Source organism: Allocoleopsis sp. (genome assembly GCF_036703385.1).
Lineage (GTDB): Bacteria > Cyanobacteriota > Cyanobacteriia > Cyanobacteriales > Coleofasciculaceae > Allocoleopsis.
Genome location: NZ_DATNPA010000186.1, coordinates 13,277 through 30,671, shown reverse-complemented (window position 1 = coordinate 30,671; position 17,395 = coordinate 13,277). Strand labels below are relative to the sequence as shown.

Annotated in this window: 15 protein-coding genes and 2 pseudogenes; 10 read left to right on the top strand and 7 right to left on the bottom strand. The window is 45.6% G+C overall.

What is annotated here, in order from left to right; all coding sequences use genetic code 11:
- The 3 genes and pseudogenes from V6C93_RS09575 to V6C93_RS09565 all read left to right on the top strand — a co-directional run.
- A pseudogene (locus tag V6C93_RS09575) lies at positions 1-873 on the top strand (hypothetical protein); the annotation flags it as partial.
- 48 nt (positions 874-921) lie between these two features.
- Positions 922-2,646 (top strand): ABC transporter permease, encoded by a 1,725-nt coding sequence (locus tag V6C93_RS09570; RefSeq protein WP_333476428.1) that lies wholly within the window; start codon positions 922-924, stop codon positions 2,644-2,646.
- A 129-nt stretch (positions 2,647-2,775) separates the two neighbouring features.
- Entirely contained in the window at positions 2,776-3,105 is a 330-nt protein-coding gene (locus V6C93_RS09565; RefSeq protein ID WP_333476427.1) for a hypothetical protein, read from the top strand.
- Positions 3,106-3,372: 267 nt separating this feature from the next.
- On the opposite strand, the gene rpsN is transcribed toward V6C93_RS09565, so the two are convergent.
- Genes rpsN through V6C93_RS09550 form a run of 3 tightly spaced genes read right to left on the bottom strand, consistent with a single transcriptional unit; the run spans position 3,373 to position 7,648 of the window.
- Positions 3,373-3,675 (bottom strand): 30S ribosomal protein S14, encoded by a 303-nt coding sequence (gene rpsN, locus V6C93_RS09560; RefSeq protein ID WP_333476426.1) that lies wholly within the window; start codon positions 3,673-3,675, stop codon positions 3,373-3,375.
- 59 nt (positions 3,676-3,734) lie between these two features.
- Entirely contained in the window at positions 3,735-4,451 is a 717-nt protein-coding gene (nth, locus tag V6C93_RS09555; RefSeq protein WP_333476425.1) for an endonuclease III, read from the bottom strand.
- A gap of 2 nt (positions 4,452-4,453) precedes the next feature.
- Complete coding sequence (locus tag V6C93_RS09550; protein ID WP_333476424.1) at positions 4,454-7,648, bottom strand: patatin-like protein; 3,195 nt, start codon at positions 7,646-7,648, stop codon at positions 4,454-4,456.
- A 270-nt stretch (positions 7,649-7,918) separates the two neighbouring features.
- On the opposite strand from V6C93_RS09550, the gene V6C93_RS09545 reads away from it, so the two are divergent.
- The 5 genes from V6C93_RS09545 (at position 7,919) to cls (ending at position 12,887) form a co-directional block, all read left to right on the top strand.
- Positions 7,919-8,245: a hypothetical protein gene (locus V6C93_RS09545; RefSeq protein ID WP_333476423.1), complete on the top strand. Its 327-nt coding sequence runs from the start codon at positions 7,919-7,921 to the stop codon at positions 8,243-8,245.
- Positions 8,246-8,251: 6 nt separating this feature from the next.
- Positions 8,252-9,253, top strand: coding sequence for a MoxR family ATPase (locus V6C93_RS09540; RefSeq protein WP_333476422.1), 1,002 nt, complete (start codon positions 8,252-8,254; stop codon positions 9,251-9,253).
- Positions 9,250-10,419: a DUF2201 family putative metallopeptidase gene (locus tag V6C93_RS09535; RefSeq protein ID WP_333476421.1), complete on the top strand. Its 1,170-nt coding sequence runs from the start codon at positions 9,250-9,252 to the stop codon at positions 10,417-10,419. The genes V6C93_RS09540 and V6C93_RS09535 overlap by 4 nt, the downstream gene beginning before the upstream one ends.
- 195 nt (positions 10,420-10,614) lie before the next feature.
- On the top strand, positions 10,615-11,436 hold the full coding sequence (locus tag V6C93_RS09530; protein ID WP_333476420.1) for an endonuclease/exonuclease/phosphatase family protein: 822 nt from the start codon (positions 10,615-10,617) through the stop codon (positions 11,434-11,436).
- Positions 11,437-11,444: 8 nt separating this feature from the next.
- A complete protein-coding gene (gene cls, locus V6C93_RS09525; protein ID WP_333476419.1) occupies positions 11,445-12,887 on the top strand; it encodes a cardiolipin synthase in 1,443 nt (480 codons plus the stop codon).
- Between the two features lie 297 nt (positions 12,888-13,184).
- Here cls and V6C93_RS38145 read toward each other — a convergent pair.
- Positions 13,185-13,391: pseudogene (locus tag V6C93_RS38145) on the bottom strand (isoaspartyl peptidase/L-asparaginase); the annotation flags it as partial.
- 539 nt (positions 13,392-13,930) lie between these two features.
- On the opposite strand from V6C93_RS38145, the gene V6C93_RS09515 reads away from it, so the two are divergent.
- Together V6C93_RS09515 and V6C93_RS09510 are read left to right on the top strand one after the other, a co-directional pair.
- Entirely contained in the window at positions 13,931-14,260 is a 330-nt protein-coding gene (locus tag V6C93_RS09515; protein ID WP_333476417.1) for a helix-turn-helix domain-containing protein, read from the top strand.
- Entirely contained in the window at positions 14,248-14,502 is a 255-nt protein-coding gene (locus V6C93_RS09510) for a hypothetical protein (protein WP_333476416.1), read from the top strand. Before V6C93_RS09515 ends, V6C93_RS09510 begins: the two co-directional genes overlap by 13 nt.
- 66 nt (positions 14,503-14,568) lie before the next feature.
- Here the strand turns inward: V6C93_RS09510 and V6C93_RS09505 are convergent, their stop codons facing one another.
- The 3 genes from V6C93_RS09505 to gorA all read right to left on the bottom strand — a co-directional run bounded on the left by V6C93_RS09505 (position 14,569) and on the right by gorA (position 17,004).
- Positions 14,569-14,784, bottom strand: coding sequence for a hypothetical protein (locus V6C93_RS09505; RefSeq protein WP_333476415.1), 216 nt, complete (start codon positions 14,782-14,784; stop codon positions 14,569-14,571).
- Positions 14,785-15,102: 318 nt separating this feature from the next.
- Positions 15,103-15,369: a general stress protein gene (locus tag V6C93_RS09500; protein WP_333476414.1), complete on the bottom strand. Its 267-nt coding sequence runs from the start codon at positions 15,367-15,369 to the stop codon at positions 15,103-15,105.
- 291 nt (positions 15,370-15,660) lie between these two features.
- Positions 15,661-17,004: a glutathione-disulfide reductase gene (gene gorA, locus V6C93_RS09495; RefSeq protein ID WP_333476413.1), complete on the bottom strand. Its 1,344-nt coding sequence runs from the start codon at positions 17,002-17,004 to the stop codon at positions 15,661-15,663.
- Positions 17,005-17,395 lie beyond the last annotated feature (391 nt).

Sequence of the window (17,395 nt, the reverse complement as noted above, 5' to 3'; positions counted from 1 at the left end):
GTTCTCTGGATGCTAATTACCTTGAGTGTGGCAACTTACTGGATTTGGCAAGCCGCTAATCGAATTTTTCGTAACCCCAATTCCACTGTTTTGAGCAAGTCACAAAGTTACTGGTTAGTCGCTAGTGTTCAAGTCTGGCTGTTAGGGTTCTTTGTCCCTCAATGGAGTGAGAGTCCTTCAGATTCTCAAGTCTTTCTGGGTGGGTTCACTCTGTTTGTTTTCAACCCAGTAGGATTTCTCTCCCTGAGTGGCGTTTTGTCTCCCCGTCCCCAAACCTTGGAAGATTGGGCGCGGTATCGACACACAAGCCATTTTACTGACAAAGGTTTGTTGAATCGCTCTTTGATGCAGGATTTAATTTGGGGCGAAAAGAGTCCGGTATTAGTTGCGATCGCCATTAATTTCCTGCTCACTGCTGCAATTTGGTTACCTTGGGTTGTACTAGGACTCGGACAGGTTGAGTCTAACAAGGATTTAACAGTTCCAAAGGCACTTTTGGGTTTACTCCTCACCCTGAATGTCATTTTGATTTATGCTGCGATCGCCCAAGTCATGCTTTTTATGAGCCGATGGCAGCAATCGGTTTGCATTGTTGGTACGGTAGGGGTTTTAGGAGGAGCACTATTGGGAATTTGGGCAACTATGGGTATAAGCCCCCTGCACTTGCCGTTTTTGTGGCTGTTGTCACCCTTACCAATAGTCGCCCTTACCCATGCCTCCGCGACAACTATTTTCCTGGGTTTGCTGGCTCAAGTGAGTATACTCGGATTATTAACTCTACAGTTGACGCGACAATTCCGAAAACTGGGTAATTCTACCTCAAAGAAGCTTTTTACTCAGTCACCTTCCCTACCCTTTAGCGGCTTGAAATAAGAAGCTCCAACTGACGAAACCGAAAGCTTTGTAGTTGAGAAAACCTTTATGTCCTTACCTTGGCTCGACCAACTTGGTGAATCAAATCCGCAATTATTCCGAGAAATCAAAGGGCGTCTCATACCCCGTAATATTCTGATTGCCACAGCCGTTTCTCTTGTCAGCCAACTCATATTACTGATGAGTTTCTCTAGTCAACTCCCGGTGCCGAACCAGAGTGCGACTGCCATATATAACCGATATTGCACGGAGACAGCCCAACAACAGTACTCTACTCCTATCTGCCTCTCGGATGGCTTCAATGGCTTTGTGATTAACTGGTCTCTCTGGTGGAAAGATGTATTTATTTGGCTAAGCATTATGGGGATTTTTGCCCTGTTACTGGTTGGTACTTATATGCTAATTGGTGACTTGGCGAAAGAAGAGCGTCGTGGCACGCTGAACTTTTTGCGCCTTACTCCTCAGTCCAGTACAAGCATCCTGATCGGGAAAATGTTAGGAGTCCCGATTTTGCTTTATTGGGTGGGCTTTTTGGCTGTACCTTTACATTTTGTAGCCGGGTTGTCGGGTGAAATCCCTCTTCCTTTAATTTTCGGCTACTACGGCGTCTTAGGTGCCAGCTGCTTGTTCTTCTACAGTCTGGCTCTGCTCTTTGGCTTAGTTGGCAAATGGTTAGGGGGTTTTCAACCGTGGTTGGGTAGTGGTGTACTGCTCTTGTTCCTGTACCCCATGACGATGATGCTGGCTAATAGCAGCTACACCACCCGTTCGCCATTGGACTGGTTATTGCTGTTTAATCCAGAGTTTGTATTGCCCTATTTGATTGGCTCCCATTCTCTAGATGCTTCTGCTACGCCTAATCCCAGCTATACCTATGGCTTAAGAGAGTTGAAGTTTTTCTATCTGCCTGTAGGTTCTAGCGGTTGGGGTATGGCAGGTTTGATGGTATTCAACTACGGGTTGTGGACTTACTGGATTGGGCAAGGGTTCAAACGTTGTTTCCATAACCCTACTGCTACTCTCTTAGGTAAGCAACAGAGTTACTGGCTGACGGCTTGCTTTGAAGCGGTACTGCTAGGATTTGCCCTCAATCCTGAGGTGACGAGCTGGAAGAACTATGCAAGAGGTGCGTTTGATCATTTTCAGATTCTGCTAGTGTTTAATCTGCTGTTGTTTTTGTATCTCATCGCTGCGCTAAGCCCACAGCGACAAGCGATGCAAGATTGGGCTCGTTATCGTCACAAGGAGCAATCTGTTCGCAGAAGAGGCGTATTTTTGGATTTGATTTGGGGTGAAAGAAGCCCTTCCTTGGTGGCAGTAGCACTGAATTTAGCGATCGCATCTTCCATCTTGCTACCCTGGATGTTGCTATGGCCTGAGAGTGAATACAAAATCCCTGCATTTTGGGGGCTATTAGTCAGTTCTAGCTTAACGATTCTTTATGCGACGGTTGCACAACTCATGCTCTTGATGAAAACGCCAAAGCGTGCTATTTGGGCGGCGGCAAGCTTAGGAGGATTGATTGTTGTACCTCCGATTATTTTCGGATTCTTCTCGATCACACCGACAATCAACCCTGGGATTTGGCTGTTTTCAGCCTTTCCTTGGGTGAGTTTAGAAAATGTTACCGGATTCAGTGTTTTCCTCGCGGTTATTGGTCAATCACTGACATTTGGGCTTTTGAGCCTTCAGCTCACGCGACAGTTGAAAAAAGCCGGTGAGTCTTCTACAAAAACGCTGCTCTCTGGGCGTTCCCCTGCGCTGATCGATTAATCGGCTTCTGTCAACGTTGCTGATGTGAAAGGTTGGGGTAGCCCTTATAGCTACCCTTTCAGAGGTTAGCTTCCAATACGACTCAGCAACGTAAAATGAGATGAGGACGACTGGTCACGTTAGCTTGCTATGGCTGAACCCATTCCACCGATTACACTCCCACCTCCCCAGAATGCCCAGCAGGAAGGGGAATGGCTGCGAGAGGCACTTGCCACTTGGCTCGATCACGAGTTCATCCCAGAACCCGTTAATCAGCACATAGCCCGAAGGGCATCCCAAATCTTTGTCCGCCAGCGGATGGAAGGCGAAAATGACTTGGGATCGCTGGTGATTGCGATTTTGACTGAAATGCAGGCGTTTGACTTTCGAGAAAGTTTTTATAGCGAGTTTGCGATCGCTAATGCGGTCAGTGATTTACTTTTACAGAGTCTGGGCATTGACCGCTGTTGCGGGAATTAGGGGTTGAAGGTTGGAGGTTTTAAGGTTGAAGGTTTTAAGGCGAATGGCACTGACTTAATAACTTCCCTACCTCACCCAAGAACCTTTGTGCAGGGGGTCTGGGGGAGGCACTCCGTCCCCCAGTGGGGGGTTTGGGGGGAGACCCCCCAATCTGGGTTTTTCTCAAGAAACGATCACTTTTCCCTTAAGTCAGTGCCATTCGTTTTAAGGCTCAGACTCATCTTCTAACTGGCAACTTGCGAACCTGCAACCTGCCAACCTGTTAGCCTACCAGCTGGATTTGACAACCCCAGGCAGCAAACCTTTGTGCGCCCATTCCCGCAGCACATGGCGAGATAATCCAAAATCGCGGTAATAGCCACGTGGACGCCCAGTGACCCAACAGCGGTTGCGGAGACGGTTGGGCGCACTGTTGCGAGGCAATTGTTGGAGCTTGCGGTGAGCTTCTAGCTTCTCACGCTGAGTTGCAGCATTTTCAAACTGCTCCTTCAGCTCTTCTCTCTTGTCAGCATACTTATCGATCAGCTTTTGGCGCTTTTTTTCGCGCTCAATCATGCTTTTTTTCGCCATGAATTTTTGAGGGTCCTAGAGTCCAAAAAAGACAGCATCTTCCATCTTATCCGATGGCTTCACTTCGTTGCAGGTACAGAGGCAGTGGATTTCACCAGACTGGCTTTGGTAGGCTGTGAGCTAGATAGCTCAGCACTAGGGCATAAATCGGCAAGAACACAAGCCTCGCACAGAGGTTTACGGGCTTGACAAATAGCCCTACCGTGATAAATCAGCCGAATTGACCAGTTTTCCCACTCCTGTTGTGGCAAAAGCCGGATTAAATCTCGCTCAATGCGAATGGGGTCTGTATGCTCGGTTAAGCCTAGTCGATTGCTGAGGCGTTTGACATGAGTATCTACAGTAACGCCTGCATGGATATCATAAGCATGAGCCAGAACAACATTCGCCGTTTTCCGAGCCACTCCTGGCAACCTTAGGAGTTCTTCCATGAGTTTGGGCACTTCACCCCCAAACTCGGCCATGATCATGCGGCAGGCACCTTGAATATTTTTCGCTTTGTTGCGATAGAAGCCAGTGGAGCGAACTAAGGTTTCGATTTCTGCTAAATCTGCCGCTGCTAGAGTGGCTGCTGTAGGAAAACGACCAAACAACGCCGGTGTAACCTGATTCACCCGTTCATCGGTGCATTGAGCCGAGAGGATGGTTGCGACCAGCAATTGTACAGGTGTTTCGTAGTTCAGCGTACAGGGCGCTTCTGGATACAGCCGCTTGAGGCGAATCAGAATCTCGATCGCCCGCTGCTGATTGGCAGACCATTTACGAGTGATACTCATAACTAACTTCTCCTAGATGCCGTTTGCCGAATAATCTCCAGCAACCAAAACAGTAGTGTTGCACTCACAGCAACCATAACCCAAACCCAAGACTGCCAAACAACGATCGCTACACCCGCGATCGCAAGCACCAATAATATTAGCTGAAGAACTAAGAAAATGGGTCGGTACTTAGAAGTCTGAACCGCTAAGGGGCCCGTAAATTGCAACCATCCATAAAACACCTGTAACGACTTATCGAGAATGTTATAGGTCAGACTCTTCCGTAAGATTGAGGAGCGCTTACCCAATGTCGTTAAGATGATATTTCTCAGAATTAGAGCGAACCTCGTTGAAAGATTTGCCAAGATAATTCGAGGGATACTGTCCAAAACTGTCTCTTGACCTACATTGTATTTTTCGCGAAAAAACCGTTCGGAATTCCCTAGAGATAAATTAAGAATCGCGTCCTCCGCTAATTTCGCCGCTGCTAGGGCACTCACGCTGCGATCAAAGTATCCTGGAACGGGCTGATATTCAGGCTTGGTTTCCTCTTCAAGATTGGGAGATTTTTTCCTTCTTTTAGTAACCTTTTGGGGTTTAACTCGCTGTTGATTCCAATTGAGTTGCTCGGCAATTTCATCTTGAAGTACGTTCGGTAAATCTGTTTTTACAATCTCGCGATGACCTTCAAGCACTAAAGTAGAGACTAAGCGCTCAATGATTAATTTAAATTCCTGTTCAGTGAGGTTTTCCGGATTAGCAAGTTGACTTAGATCACGAATAATCTCCTGGCGCTCGCTTTGGGGTGTATTGGGTAAGGACTCATCGAGCAAAAATTCCAAGTATTGAGCAGTGAAGGCTTCAAACTCTGGTGTCCCTCGACGGCAGTTGCCTTGGCGCTCCAGAAATTCGGGAAATCTTTTTACAGACTCAGGGGTTAATAAGGCTTCAAAAATTCGATTCAGTCCGTCGAGTCGTCCCCAAAGGATATCGTTAGAACGCCAGGATTTCTTAAAAAAGCCACCAAAGGCATATAAGGTGTCTCCTGCTAATTTATCTTCTAGGGTTTTGCCTTCTCCTAATCCCAGTTTGGCATCGTTAGGACTAATGCGAACGGTTTCGATTAGCTCCTTTTCAGTTAAATTCATCAAATATTCAAAGGGATACAGAACTTTATCTAAATCCCTAAAGTTTTGAAACTGATTCAAAATTGATTCGCGATCGCTCAGCTGACTTGTCTCAATCAAAGCTTCAGAAGCGAGTTCTACTTTGCGTAAAATTGTTTCAAACGCCTCATTTTCTTGTTTATCATAATTAAAGGCCAGATTTTTCCAAATTGCTTCTTCAATATCCTGCTGATTTTGCAATTTATTGATTTTCTGCTTGAGCTGCAATAAAATTGAAGAGATGCGCTGCTGCGATAACCATTGGTTATAAAAGGGTTCTCTTGCTATCAAGGGCAAATTTTGAAAAATATTGGCTGGAATTTCTTCTAAATCCGAGCCCTTAGCGGGTGAAAAGTTATCTAAGCCAACAGCATCGAGTAAAAAGCGATGAAGTCGCAGGAGATGCTCATAGAGATGACCCTGCATCTGATTATCTGGCTTGGGTTGTGCCAGCAATTGATAGAACGAATCGCTAATTAGGGGATTGCTTAATAACTGATTCAAGGCTTCTCGAATCACTTCCAAAAGTTTGATTTGACGGGAGCTGCTCTCTGAGAGGTAACGCAGTTTTTGATATTGTTCCGGATTTGTCTCCCTTTCCAGGCGTTGACAGAGAATTTGGATCAGATAGAAGTGCTTCCTTAAGCTATATTCAACATCTAAGTTACGAATCTGTTTCTCAAAAGCTTGGCGAATTTTGTCCCGTTTTTCTTTTTCTTTCTCTGCCGTAATCACTTCGTTGAGGATGTTAGCGGCTTTTTCTAAGTAGGCTTGCTTGTCAGAATCAACTCTAAAATCCTGCTCCATTCTCAATACTAGAGGAAGGACGCGATCGCGCAAGCTAATCAACCGACTCTGTAGATAAATACTCTCTTTGATATCGAGCGCTTCTACAGTTGATGTCGTTGAATGGGTGGGACTGTCTGTATCAGCCAAGAGAGTCTTGTATCGCCTGACTTTCTCATTATGAGTTTTGATAGCCTCTAAATCATTTCCAATACTTTCATACATCGGTATCCCCACTAAAACATCTTGGATAACCTTTAAAGTATTGGGCTTAACCATTTTCTTGAAATTCTCGTCGTCAATGAACCGATCTGGACTTGGATCGATATAAAATAACTTGCGCTCCACCGGACGGTTCATTGTGCGATAATACATCTCCTTAATCGTGTAACTAAAGGGACGATTATCCAAAACACCACCATCTAAAAAATACAATTTTTCCCCTTGATTCGGAAAACCGTCAACAAGCTCACGCTTGTCAAGCTGTCCCCATTGAACTAGCTTTTGATCGATTTTTTTACTTCCGTTTAATTCCACCTCGACTACCGGAAATGCCACAGGAAAACAAGAGGTAATCCGACACAGTTTCCCCAGAGCTTGGTAAATTTCTTCCGAGAAAAGCTGGATAGAGAAACCGTCACCTTTGGGGTTAAAGGGTTCTTTGCGCCCTCGACGATGTTTGAGCTGAAAGACGGCACGGTGGTCTTTAATTTCAATAACGCTTCCCGTATCATCAAATGTCTTATAAATTCGTCCAAAGACATCTGTTCCAGTTATAAATAAATCCAGCTCATTAAAATCGGATGCCCACTCACCTTTAGGTGCGGGGTTCTTATTGCTATAGCCTTTACCAAAGGCTTCTTGGAGCTGATTTTGATAATAACCTTCTCCGTTTAATACAGACTCAACTTTTGTATTGCTAGAACTCGGTTCACGTAGCAGCTTGAGAATATCGCCACTCTCGCGCCAAATATCGGCAAAGTTAGCAAAATCAATTACTTCTCTTAAATTGCTATTGGCCAAGGCGTAACTCAGGAGAACCCCATTAATTCCCCCGGCTGAGGTTCCGGATATAATATCGACAACAATATCAGAATCGGTCAGGGCTTTAATTAGCTTATAGATCCCTCGACCCCGTACAGTATTATAAAATTCTCGGCAGACTCCATTCATGTAAATGGCTAGTGAAACCCCGCCATAAACAACCAGTCCCAAGCGAATTTCTCGACGAAAGTTGGGTTGTTCAAAGCTATAGTCAAACATTGATTTGTGTTCCAATTGTCATGTAAGGGTATTTTATTTCCTCTCAGTGACAATCTTGACATTAAAAGCAACAGATGAAAAAAAGACATCCAGATTGGAATACCTAAAACTCAAACAACCCCTGAGGTTGGCATAATGACCTGAGGGTTGGGACACTTGTATCCTTTAGCGTTGTCTGTAGAGATGACATGACACTTTACGGCGTAGCTGCACCAGTCTTTACATATCCTCACATGGCTCTGTTTAATTTTTTCTACCTACTTAGAGCAGTTGGCACAAGATGTGCATCAGTATCTTCGTGAGTTTGTCGCTAGGCACCCCAAAACCCCAGTCAGTCCCTTGTTAGAAGCGACGCTGAAGTTTTACCCCCAAGACTCTACCCCTTCTTTGATGCGTTTCCTCGTTTTGTTGCACCCCCAAGCTCCCTATCCAGCCCTAGGCAAATACTACTGCTCTGAAGTCTGGCTAGAGCGTTATGCCATTGCTCAGAACTCTAATACTCCACCCAATATTCTCAAGGCTTTGGTTAAAGATGCTAATCGCATCGTTCGTGCTGCTGCCAAAGCTAATTTACAAAACCGTCAATCCAAAATCTAAAATCGTATGACTCCTGCTGCTCTCAAAACTTACCTCAATAACCTCGTCAGCAAGAACCTGAAAATCAGCACCATGATTTGGGGGCCACCCGGTATTGGTAAATCTAGCATCGTCGCCCAAATCACCCAACAACACAAAATCGATTTCGTAGACGTGCGCCTCTCTCAACTCGCCCCCACCGACTTGCGCGGACTCCCCGTTGCTGAAGACGGCATCTCCAAATGGTATCCCCCGGAATTCCTCCCCCGTGACGGCAAAGGCATCCTGTTTCTCGACGAACTCAACATGGCTCCACCTGCCATGCAAGGTGTAGCCCAACAGTTAATCTTAGACCGTCGCGTTGGCTCCTACACTGTCCCCGAAGGTTGGCATATCTGGGCAGCAGGCAATCGCAAAGAAGATAGAGCAACGGTTTTTGATATGCCTGCACCTCTGGCGAATCGCTTTTTGCACTTGCAAGTCAAGCCAGATTTCGAGAGCTTCAAAACTTATGCCCTTGCGACTAAAGTCCACGAGCAAATTATTGCCTTCCTTTCCTTCCGCCCCAGCTTGCTCCACAAACTTGACCCCCAACAACCCGCTTGGCCCTCTCCCCGCTCTTGGGTGATGGCGAGTCAACTGCATAAAGCTACACTTGAGATTGCCCCTGCCGTCGGACTGGAAACAGAGTCAGAGTTTGCAGCTTTTGTCAAGGTATACCAGTCCTTGCCCGATTTGGAATGCATTTTCCTGGGCAAAGGCGATGGACTATCATTTCCCACCGAGCCATCAGTCCGCTATGCCACGACCATTGGTCTGGCGGTAAGAGCGGGCGATGCCACTCAAGCTTACAACGCCTTCACCTGGATTAGTCAGGCCGCTACTGTGGAGTGGGTGCAGCTATTTGCCGTTGACTTGTTCCGAAGTATGCGCAGCAAAGGGCAAATGGGAACCCTCGCTCAGTTGGTGAAACAGAGCGAAGAACTGCAAAAATTTATGCAAGATTTTCAAGGCTTAGTGGCGCTATGAAACTAACACCAGAGATTGAGCGGATTATCAGCGCTTCGCTGTTGCGGCTGCGGATGAAGTCTCCTTTTTTCGCCACGTTAGCTCTGTTTACCCGCGTCCAAGCGACTCAGGCTTTGCCCACTGCGGCTACAGATGGACAGGATATCTTTATTAATGAGGAATTTGTGCGATCGCTCTCTTCCCCCGAAGTCGATGGCTTGCTCCTGCATGAAGTCCTACATGCCGCTTTGCTCCATGTGGTGCGTCGAGGACAGCGAGAGTCAACGCTTTGGAATATAGCCGCTGATATTGTAGTCAACGGGATGATTGCTCAACAGAACGGCTTTCAACTCCCCAAAGGTGGGATTCGGGACCCTAAGCACGAGCATTTGAGTGTTGAGGAAATCTATGAACTCCTGTTGAAAAACATGATTGTTTACTCCCTGTGTGAACTGGACTTGTTAAACCAACCACCTCCTGATGCTTTAGAAGGAGGACAGGGAAATCAGTGCGATGGTAGTTTGGGTCAAGCCAAGCAAACATCGCTGGAAGCTCACTGGCGAAATGCCATGCAGCAGGCGATGGTTGTAGCGCGGTCTAGCAATAGCCAGGGAAGCATCCCTGCTGGAATGCAGCGAGAACTAGGCGCATTAACCCAAGCACAGCTAGACTGGCGTTCCTACCTCTGGCGCTATCTTGTGCGAACGCCGACGGATTTTACAGGGTTCGATCGCCGCTTTATTGGTCGCAGGCTTTACCTAGAAGCCTTGGAAGGAGAGTCCGTGCAGGTGTTCGTTGCTGTTGATACCAGTGGTTCTGTTGGTGACGACGAGATGCGCTTGTTCCTCAGCGAAGTTTGGGGAATTCTCAGCGCTTATCCTCACCTCAACTGTGAACTTTACTATGTTGATGCCGAAGCCTATGGCCCCTATTCTCTCACCAATGATAGTGAGATACCCAGACCAGTAGGCGGGGGCGGCACATCCTTTGTCCCGTTTTTTGAAAAGGTCAGCGCCAATCGAGACTGGTACACAACCGGAGTCTGCGTTTACCTGACTGATGGGTACGGCACCTTTCCCCAAGAACCGCCTGCGCTCCCCGTTCTCTGGATTGTGACTCCGGGAGGGCTAGCTCTGGAACTATTTCCTTTTGGTGAAGCTGTGCGGCTATTATCTGTGTCAACCTAAAGTAGCGAGATGAGACTAATATCAATGAGCAGCAGATTAAATAGTTAGTGTTTATGAAATTAGGGCAAATTGGCAAGTTTGTTATTTAAAGTCCCCTTTTTAAGGGGGATTTAGGGGGTTCAAAGCAACTTTTGACGCTTCTCAGCATCCTCTTACCATTTAACGCAATCTCTGATATCAAGATATCAACAACACATGGCTGCTTCCTTGTTAAGAAAATTTGTGCCATCCTACCGATTCATTCGCTTAAAAGAATCCACAATTGATAAAAATCATAATATAGAATCCGCATTAAATGTTAATTCAATTAAAGTTTTAAATTGGAATATTGCCAAGAGAAACTATACTAAAGATTGGATTAGAGATTTCTTGAAAATCATTGAACGACACCAACCAGATCTTATCTTTTTGCAAGAAGCTCGCCTGGGGATAGAGGCAGAACAGGTAGTTGAATTGCTACACATGAGTTGGAGCTTTGCTCCTAATTTTATAGATACTCATCATCAAGCTTATGCTGGAGTTTTAACAGCGGCTAAAATAAATCCGATCGCTAGACGGTCTATTATGACTAAACATCATGAACCCATTCTTAAAACTCCGAAAGCTTCACTAATTACTGAGTATCCCCTATCTAATGGAACAGACACTTTAATGACTATCAATAGTCATCTGATTAATTTTGTCAATTTAAATAAATTTAAAACACAACTGCATGAGTTAGAACTCGCTCTATCAACACATCACGGCTCCGTGATATTTTCAGGGGATTTCAATACCTGGAGTCGAAAAAGAGCGGCTCTCCTTGAAGTCGTGGCAACTCGACTGGGGTTGACGCCAGTAGATTTTACCCCCCATGAAACAAAGAAAATTAAGCGGTTTCTGTTATCACCTCCTCTAGATTATATTTTTTACCGAGGGCTGAGGGAAAAGAAGGCCAGTGCTAAAGTCCTAGGCGACATTTCTTCATCCGATCACAAGCCAATGCTGGCAGAATTCTCTTATGTCGATAGTCAATAAAAATTAAGATGCTTGTAGATGGTGGCATTGTAGCCATTTTTAGTGCAGCGACCGTTGTGGTTCATGCCTTGGGGATTGTCCATGCGGCCCATGCGGTGATGAAGGTGCGTTCTTCGCAGGGCGCGATCGCATGGGGAATTTCTCTGGTGACTTTTCCCTGGCTAGCTATTCCGTTGTATTGGATTCTAGGCAGGAGTAAATTTCATGGATATGCGGAAGCTATGCGCATAGCTTTCCGACAACACGATAAGGTTGTTCGTGAGGCATACAGTGAAATCCTTGAATTTCAGGTGGCATTACCAGAGAAATTAGCAGCACTGCAACCTCTAGCTGAGGCTTTTACAGGAATTCCCTTTACATCAGGGAATGCTGCCGAATTGTTGATTAACGGTCAGCAAACCTATGAAGCTATGTTGGGTGCGATCGCGCAAGCCAAAAATTATATTTTGCTGCAATCTTATATCGTCAACGATGACAAATCCGGTAAGGAGTTTAAGCAAGCGTTAATTGCCAAGGCAGAGCAGGGTATACGTATTTACTTTCTCTATGATGAAATTGGTTCAAACAAACTACCTCGCTCCTATATTAAATCTCTTAAAAGAAATGGAATTCAGGTCAGTGCCTTCAACACCACCAAAGGCAGAGGGAATCGTTTCCAGCTCAATTTCCGAAACCATCGTAAGATTTTAGTCGTTGATGGTGAAATAGCTTTCTTGGGTGGTTTGAATATTGGTGACGAATACTTGGGAAAAAATCCTCATCTGAGTCCGTGGCGTGACACCCATATGATGATGCAAGGTCCAACAGTACAATGTCTGCAAAGCTCCTTTATGCGAGATTGGTACTGGGCGACTCGAACAGTTCTCGAAGTTAACTGGCACATTAAACCCAATTTAGAAAGTAACCAAACTGCATTTGTGCTGCCTACCGGCCCCGCAGATCGGTTAGCAGCCTGTAATCTTTTCTTTGTGAATGCGATCGATCAATCGCAGACTCGCCTCTGGATTGCCAGTCCTTATTTTGTACCCGATGAGTCAACCCTAATGACCTTGAAACTGGCAGCGATTCGCGGTGTAGATGTGCGAATTATCTTACCCAATCGACCCGATCACTTGTTTGTCTATCTATGTTCTTTCTCGTATTACACCGAGATGCAGGCAATGGGTATCAAGCTGTATCGCTACAGGGATGGGTTCATGCACCAGAAAATCATGCTCATCGATCGCGATATGGCAGCGGTAGGAACGGTAAACCTAGATAATCGATCGTTCTTCCTCAACTTTGAAGTGATGGGTTTTGTCGCCGATCTTCGCTTTGTTGAAAGCGTAGAAAAAATGTTACAAGATGACTTAGCTGCCTCTATTGCAGTCGATTTATCTGAATACGATAGAAAACCACTATGGTTCAAGTTAATTGTGAGAATATCGCGATTGCTAGCTCCATTATTGTGACTCCTTTTGCGTCCTGGCAATCATAATGATGTCTAGTTGATGAGTCGTAATATAGCAAAAGGTAGAAGGTTGATTATTAGTAGTCCGCTGGTGCCGAGAAACAGCATAGAGTTAGGATTGGACGTCTTGAGGGCTGCCGTGCTTACCGTTACCGTCAGGCATTGAAACCTCCTGCCTGTTTTCCAAACTTTCCGCTTCTTTGTTGGTAAACACAGCCGGTTTGTCCATGTTTGCTGTTATATAAGCGACTGCCATATCCTGTGAGTTATATCTCCAGCCAACCCGTCCCTGACGATCGTTGAGCGTGGAGCCAAAACCTGCGTTAAACGTCGGGTCAGATTCGAGAACGCGAATGGCTGCCTCGACGGCTTCTCCGGCACTGCCGCCAGCCGTTAGCACTGCCCAACCTGCCTCTACTGCTGCCAAGCAGCCAGCATGGTTGGCTTCAACCTTGTCCTCTGTGATGGTTTTTGCCCCACCATGAACAATGATGGCTAGTGTCATCTATGGCTCCTTGTAAATTCTTGATAGGTTTGTGTAAGTGTTGAAGGTAAAATCGGGAGAGTCAATTACTTGCACCCATCTGGCAATAGCGTATGTAATCCCAATCGCTCAGTAGGTGAATTAAAGGCTACTTAAGGAAACTCTTACTAAGCTAAAGGCAGGGTTTCATGAGCTCCTCAATTAATTATCTTCGCACCCAACAAATGAGACAGTTTTCTATCGGTTAACTCCCCCATTCAGCGGGCATTTAATAGTCCTTTTACATTCAAGCGTAGCCAGAAAAATTCAAGCTTTATCCTGAGAGGTGTCTTACTTGGATCATAAGTAGGATTCTGTATTAAGTTATACTGTTAACCTTTATACAAATATATTAATAAGCTTTGTTTGGTACTAAAGCGTACTGAATCTTGATGCGGGTTGAAATTATTCTGTACAAAGGTTGGCAATTAAGCTAATCAAGTATTGCACGTTGCTGGTTGCTGTGATTTAACTCAGTGCATTAGAGAACTTCCCAGTTTCTCCGCTTTCACAGCTTAATTATGCGATCAAGAATTGCTTGCATTTGTCTGTGTACTCATAGAGGTCAACCGCCAGGAAGGCAACCAACCGTTTACCCTGCGCTGGCTGTTTACGGGCAAGTACGACTCGAAGACCGCTTGCACAGTTTATTAGGGTTGTTAAAACAGGAAATTGGGCAACCTGTAGCGGGCGGCACTCGGCTGAGCGTTCGTCTAACCCATGAAGAGCTTGCCACTGCCTGCTGCACAACCCGAGTAAGCATCACCCGCTTGCTTAAGCAACTCCAGCAGCAAAAGAAGCTGAGGGTAGACTCCCAGCATCACCTGATTTTGAAAGAATGGGACAGTTGATCCCGCCTAAGCTGATTTTGCTCAATCAGGTCACGCTGTCCCTAGAAGAGTTCTTCAACATGGGGCAGCGCATATGTCAAGGCGCGGAACTCCCCAGCAGCACACCGATTGTAGTCATGGCTGAGCAATACGGGGAGGATATGGAAGGCAAGGACGTTAAGGTGGGCGAAAGTGAGTATGTGACTTACCTGGAGGATGGGGAACAGTTGATGAATCTCCTGCAGCGTCTTTGCCCCGTCTAGGCGTGTACAAGTGGATACGTGTTGCTTAAGCAACACTTCCTTTTAGCCTACTGGGATAGACATTGCTCAAGATTTAACGGCTACTGAAGCTTGCTCACCTATATCTGGAACCGAAGGTTTTACTTCCATGGTAGGAATATTTTCAGTTTCTATTCCTTGCTTGAAGTGGTGCAAATTTTCTCTAGCTTGTTGTTCAAGCTCTTCGACAAAACGATAAACTTCTTCAATCAATTTATTGATAATTTCAGCCTTTTCAATGTTGATACCTGGATCGATATTCATACTTTGAGTTCAACCTTGTTGCAGCTCTAGTCTTAGCGATTAAAAGTTTCGTTCCATCTGGGTGTCCTTCAGGAAATTTCCTGCGTTTCCTCCATCTGTACTTCTCCTGCCTACCCTACTCTGTTCACTCTTCCTGAGAGTGTAGTGCTTCCAAGCTAGCCGCCACGCCACCATCATCAAGATGATCGACGACTCCCCAACCTCACAGGAAATATGCAAGGTTTTACGCGCAACAGCTTAACAAAGGAAGCGCTCGCTCGATATCCACTTATTGCATAGCGATCGCTCTATCCAGCATCAGCGAGGAGTTTTATGGCTCTAGGCCAGCAGGGCTATCTTAAGCCTGCGGGGAATTAAAAACGTTCCAATCTTGAATACCGCGATTGTTGCACTCCCAACATCTTTAGTCCCAATGCGAGGCGTTACCTCAGCACCGACAAGTTCCTCACCCTGTTCTGCATCTCTAGCAATCAGGGAAACCTTGTCCATTGGAAAGCCTGAAGCTTTCAACTCATTGAGTACCTGTTCCGCTTCTTGACGGCTGGAAAATACTCCAAAAGCACGTCTTTCACTGCTGACAACCATGTTTTTACTCCAATCGTTGATAATTTTTTGGCGCTTAACCTACTTCCAGCCATCTAGGGTTTGCGTCCTGAAATTTCTTTAATAACTACCCTATTGTTCAGTTCACCCATCACTCCTCTCCCCTATGCACACCGCCTAAATTAATCACACCTGTGCACAATCTACCTCTGCTGAACTCTCTGCTCGTCTGCCTATGGGAATGAGCCAGTGTTAAGCCAATTGGTTATCAGTAATAGAGAACAAGAAGAGAGAATTTGAGGCATTATTTAGACTGGCTATAACGCGGTGGGATTAACGCAGAGTGAGAAACTCTTCGGCGATTGAAGGATGAATACCGATCGCTTCATCAAAATGTTTCTTGGTTGCCCCCATGCGCAGCGCGATCGCCAGACATTGAATAATCTCTACCGCCCCTTCGCCCACCATGTGAGCACCTAGCACCCGATCTGAGCGACTATCAACCACTAACTTGATCAGGGTTTTCTCATCCCGGTTAGTCAAACTGTGTAAAAGAGGACGAAACTGAGAACAATAGCATCGCACAGCCTCACCTAGTTTTTCACGAGCTTCGGCTTCACTCAAACCAACCGTAGCCGCCTCAGGCTGAGAGCTAACGGTTGATGGAACATATTCATAGCAAACCGTGCGGGGGTTGTTGCCAAATTGAGTATCGGCAAACGCTCGACCTTGCGCGATCGCAACCGGAGTAAAATTAATTCGGTTGATACAATCCCCAACTGCAAAAATATTTTCCTGTGTCGTTCGGTTGTATTCATCCACCACAATCGCACCTTCACTCAGCCTAATTCCAGCCTTTTCCAGGCTCAAGCCACTGATATTAGGGGTACGACATAGAGCAAACAGAACAGTATCCACGCTCACTATGTTGCCGTTTTTTCCTGACAGTATCAAATCCAGCTCATCTCCCACAGGTTTAATTTCTTTTACCGTAGTGTTTTCCAGAATCTGAATCCCTCGCTTGGTCATGCCTTCTTGCACCGCTAAGGCGAGACTTTCATCAAAAGCAGATAGGATATGGTCTTCCAGAAATATCTGAGTAACCTGGGAGCCGAGATTGTTCATGATACCCGCTAATTTAACGGGAATATAGTTACCTCCGATTACTGCAATATGTTTGGGTTGCTGCTTGAGATTAAAGAGTTGGCTGGAAGTAATAATATACTCACTTCCCGGTATCTCTGGTTTTACGTCTTTTGCCCCCACGGCAATCAAAATTTTGTCAGCCGTAATTTGGCGTCCTGCAACGTCTAAAGTATGAGCATCGATAAAGGTGGCACATCCCTTAATCAGCTCAACTCCTGCTTCTGCGAGTTTTTGGTTGTGTACCTGGCTCAGACGATGGATTTCCCGCTCCTTAGCGGCAATAAATTGCTGCCAATCAAAGGCGGCATGGGGTTTATCCCAGCCATAGCCTGCCGCAACTTGAGAATCATCAGAGAACTCAGCAGCAAAGGACATTAGTTTTTCAGGAATACAGCCTCGGATGACACAAGTACCACCCACTGAATCCTGCTCTACGATCGCCACACGAACACCATAGCCAGCCGCGCGTTCAGAAGCAGCAAGACCTCCAGGCCCTGCACCAATCACCAAAAGATCGTAATCGAATCTCATAACTGAATACTCTCAGATTGAAAGACAATCGCTCAAGTTTTATGGCTCTTGCGATCGCTAGATTAATTTATGTAAGGAATTTCCTGCTTTAGTAATAGAACCACAGATGAGTGTTGCTTAATAGTTTGTCTTACCAAATACGATATAGTGTCTTTAGCTATGCATTTTTAAGTTAACTGCCCTTGTTTCATCCCACATCTATCCTCTGAAAGGTTTTATACTAAATCAGTTATTTATTAAACAGTTGGATTAAACATGTAGGGGAGAGTCAATTGCTTCCCTCTTGAGTTTAGCGAGCGCGCTATAAACTATAGCAGTCCTCAATCATTCATGAGAATCTCCCTTTCTCTCCTCTGTGCCCTCTGTGCCTCTGTGGTTCGTTAAAACAATC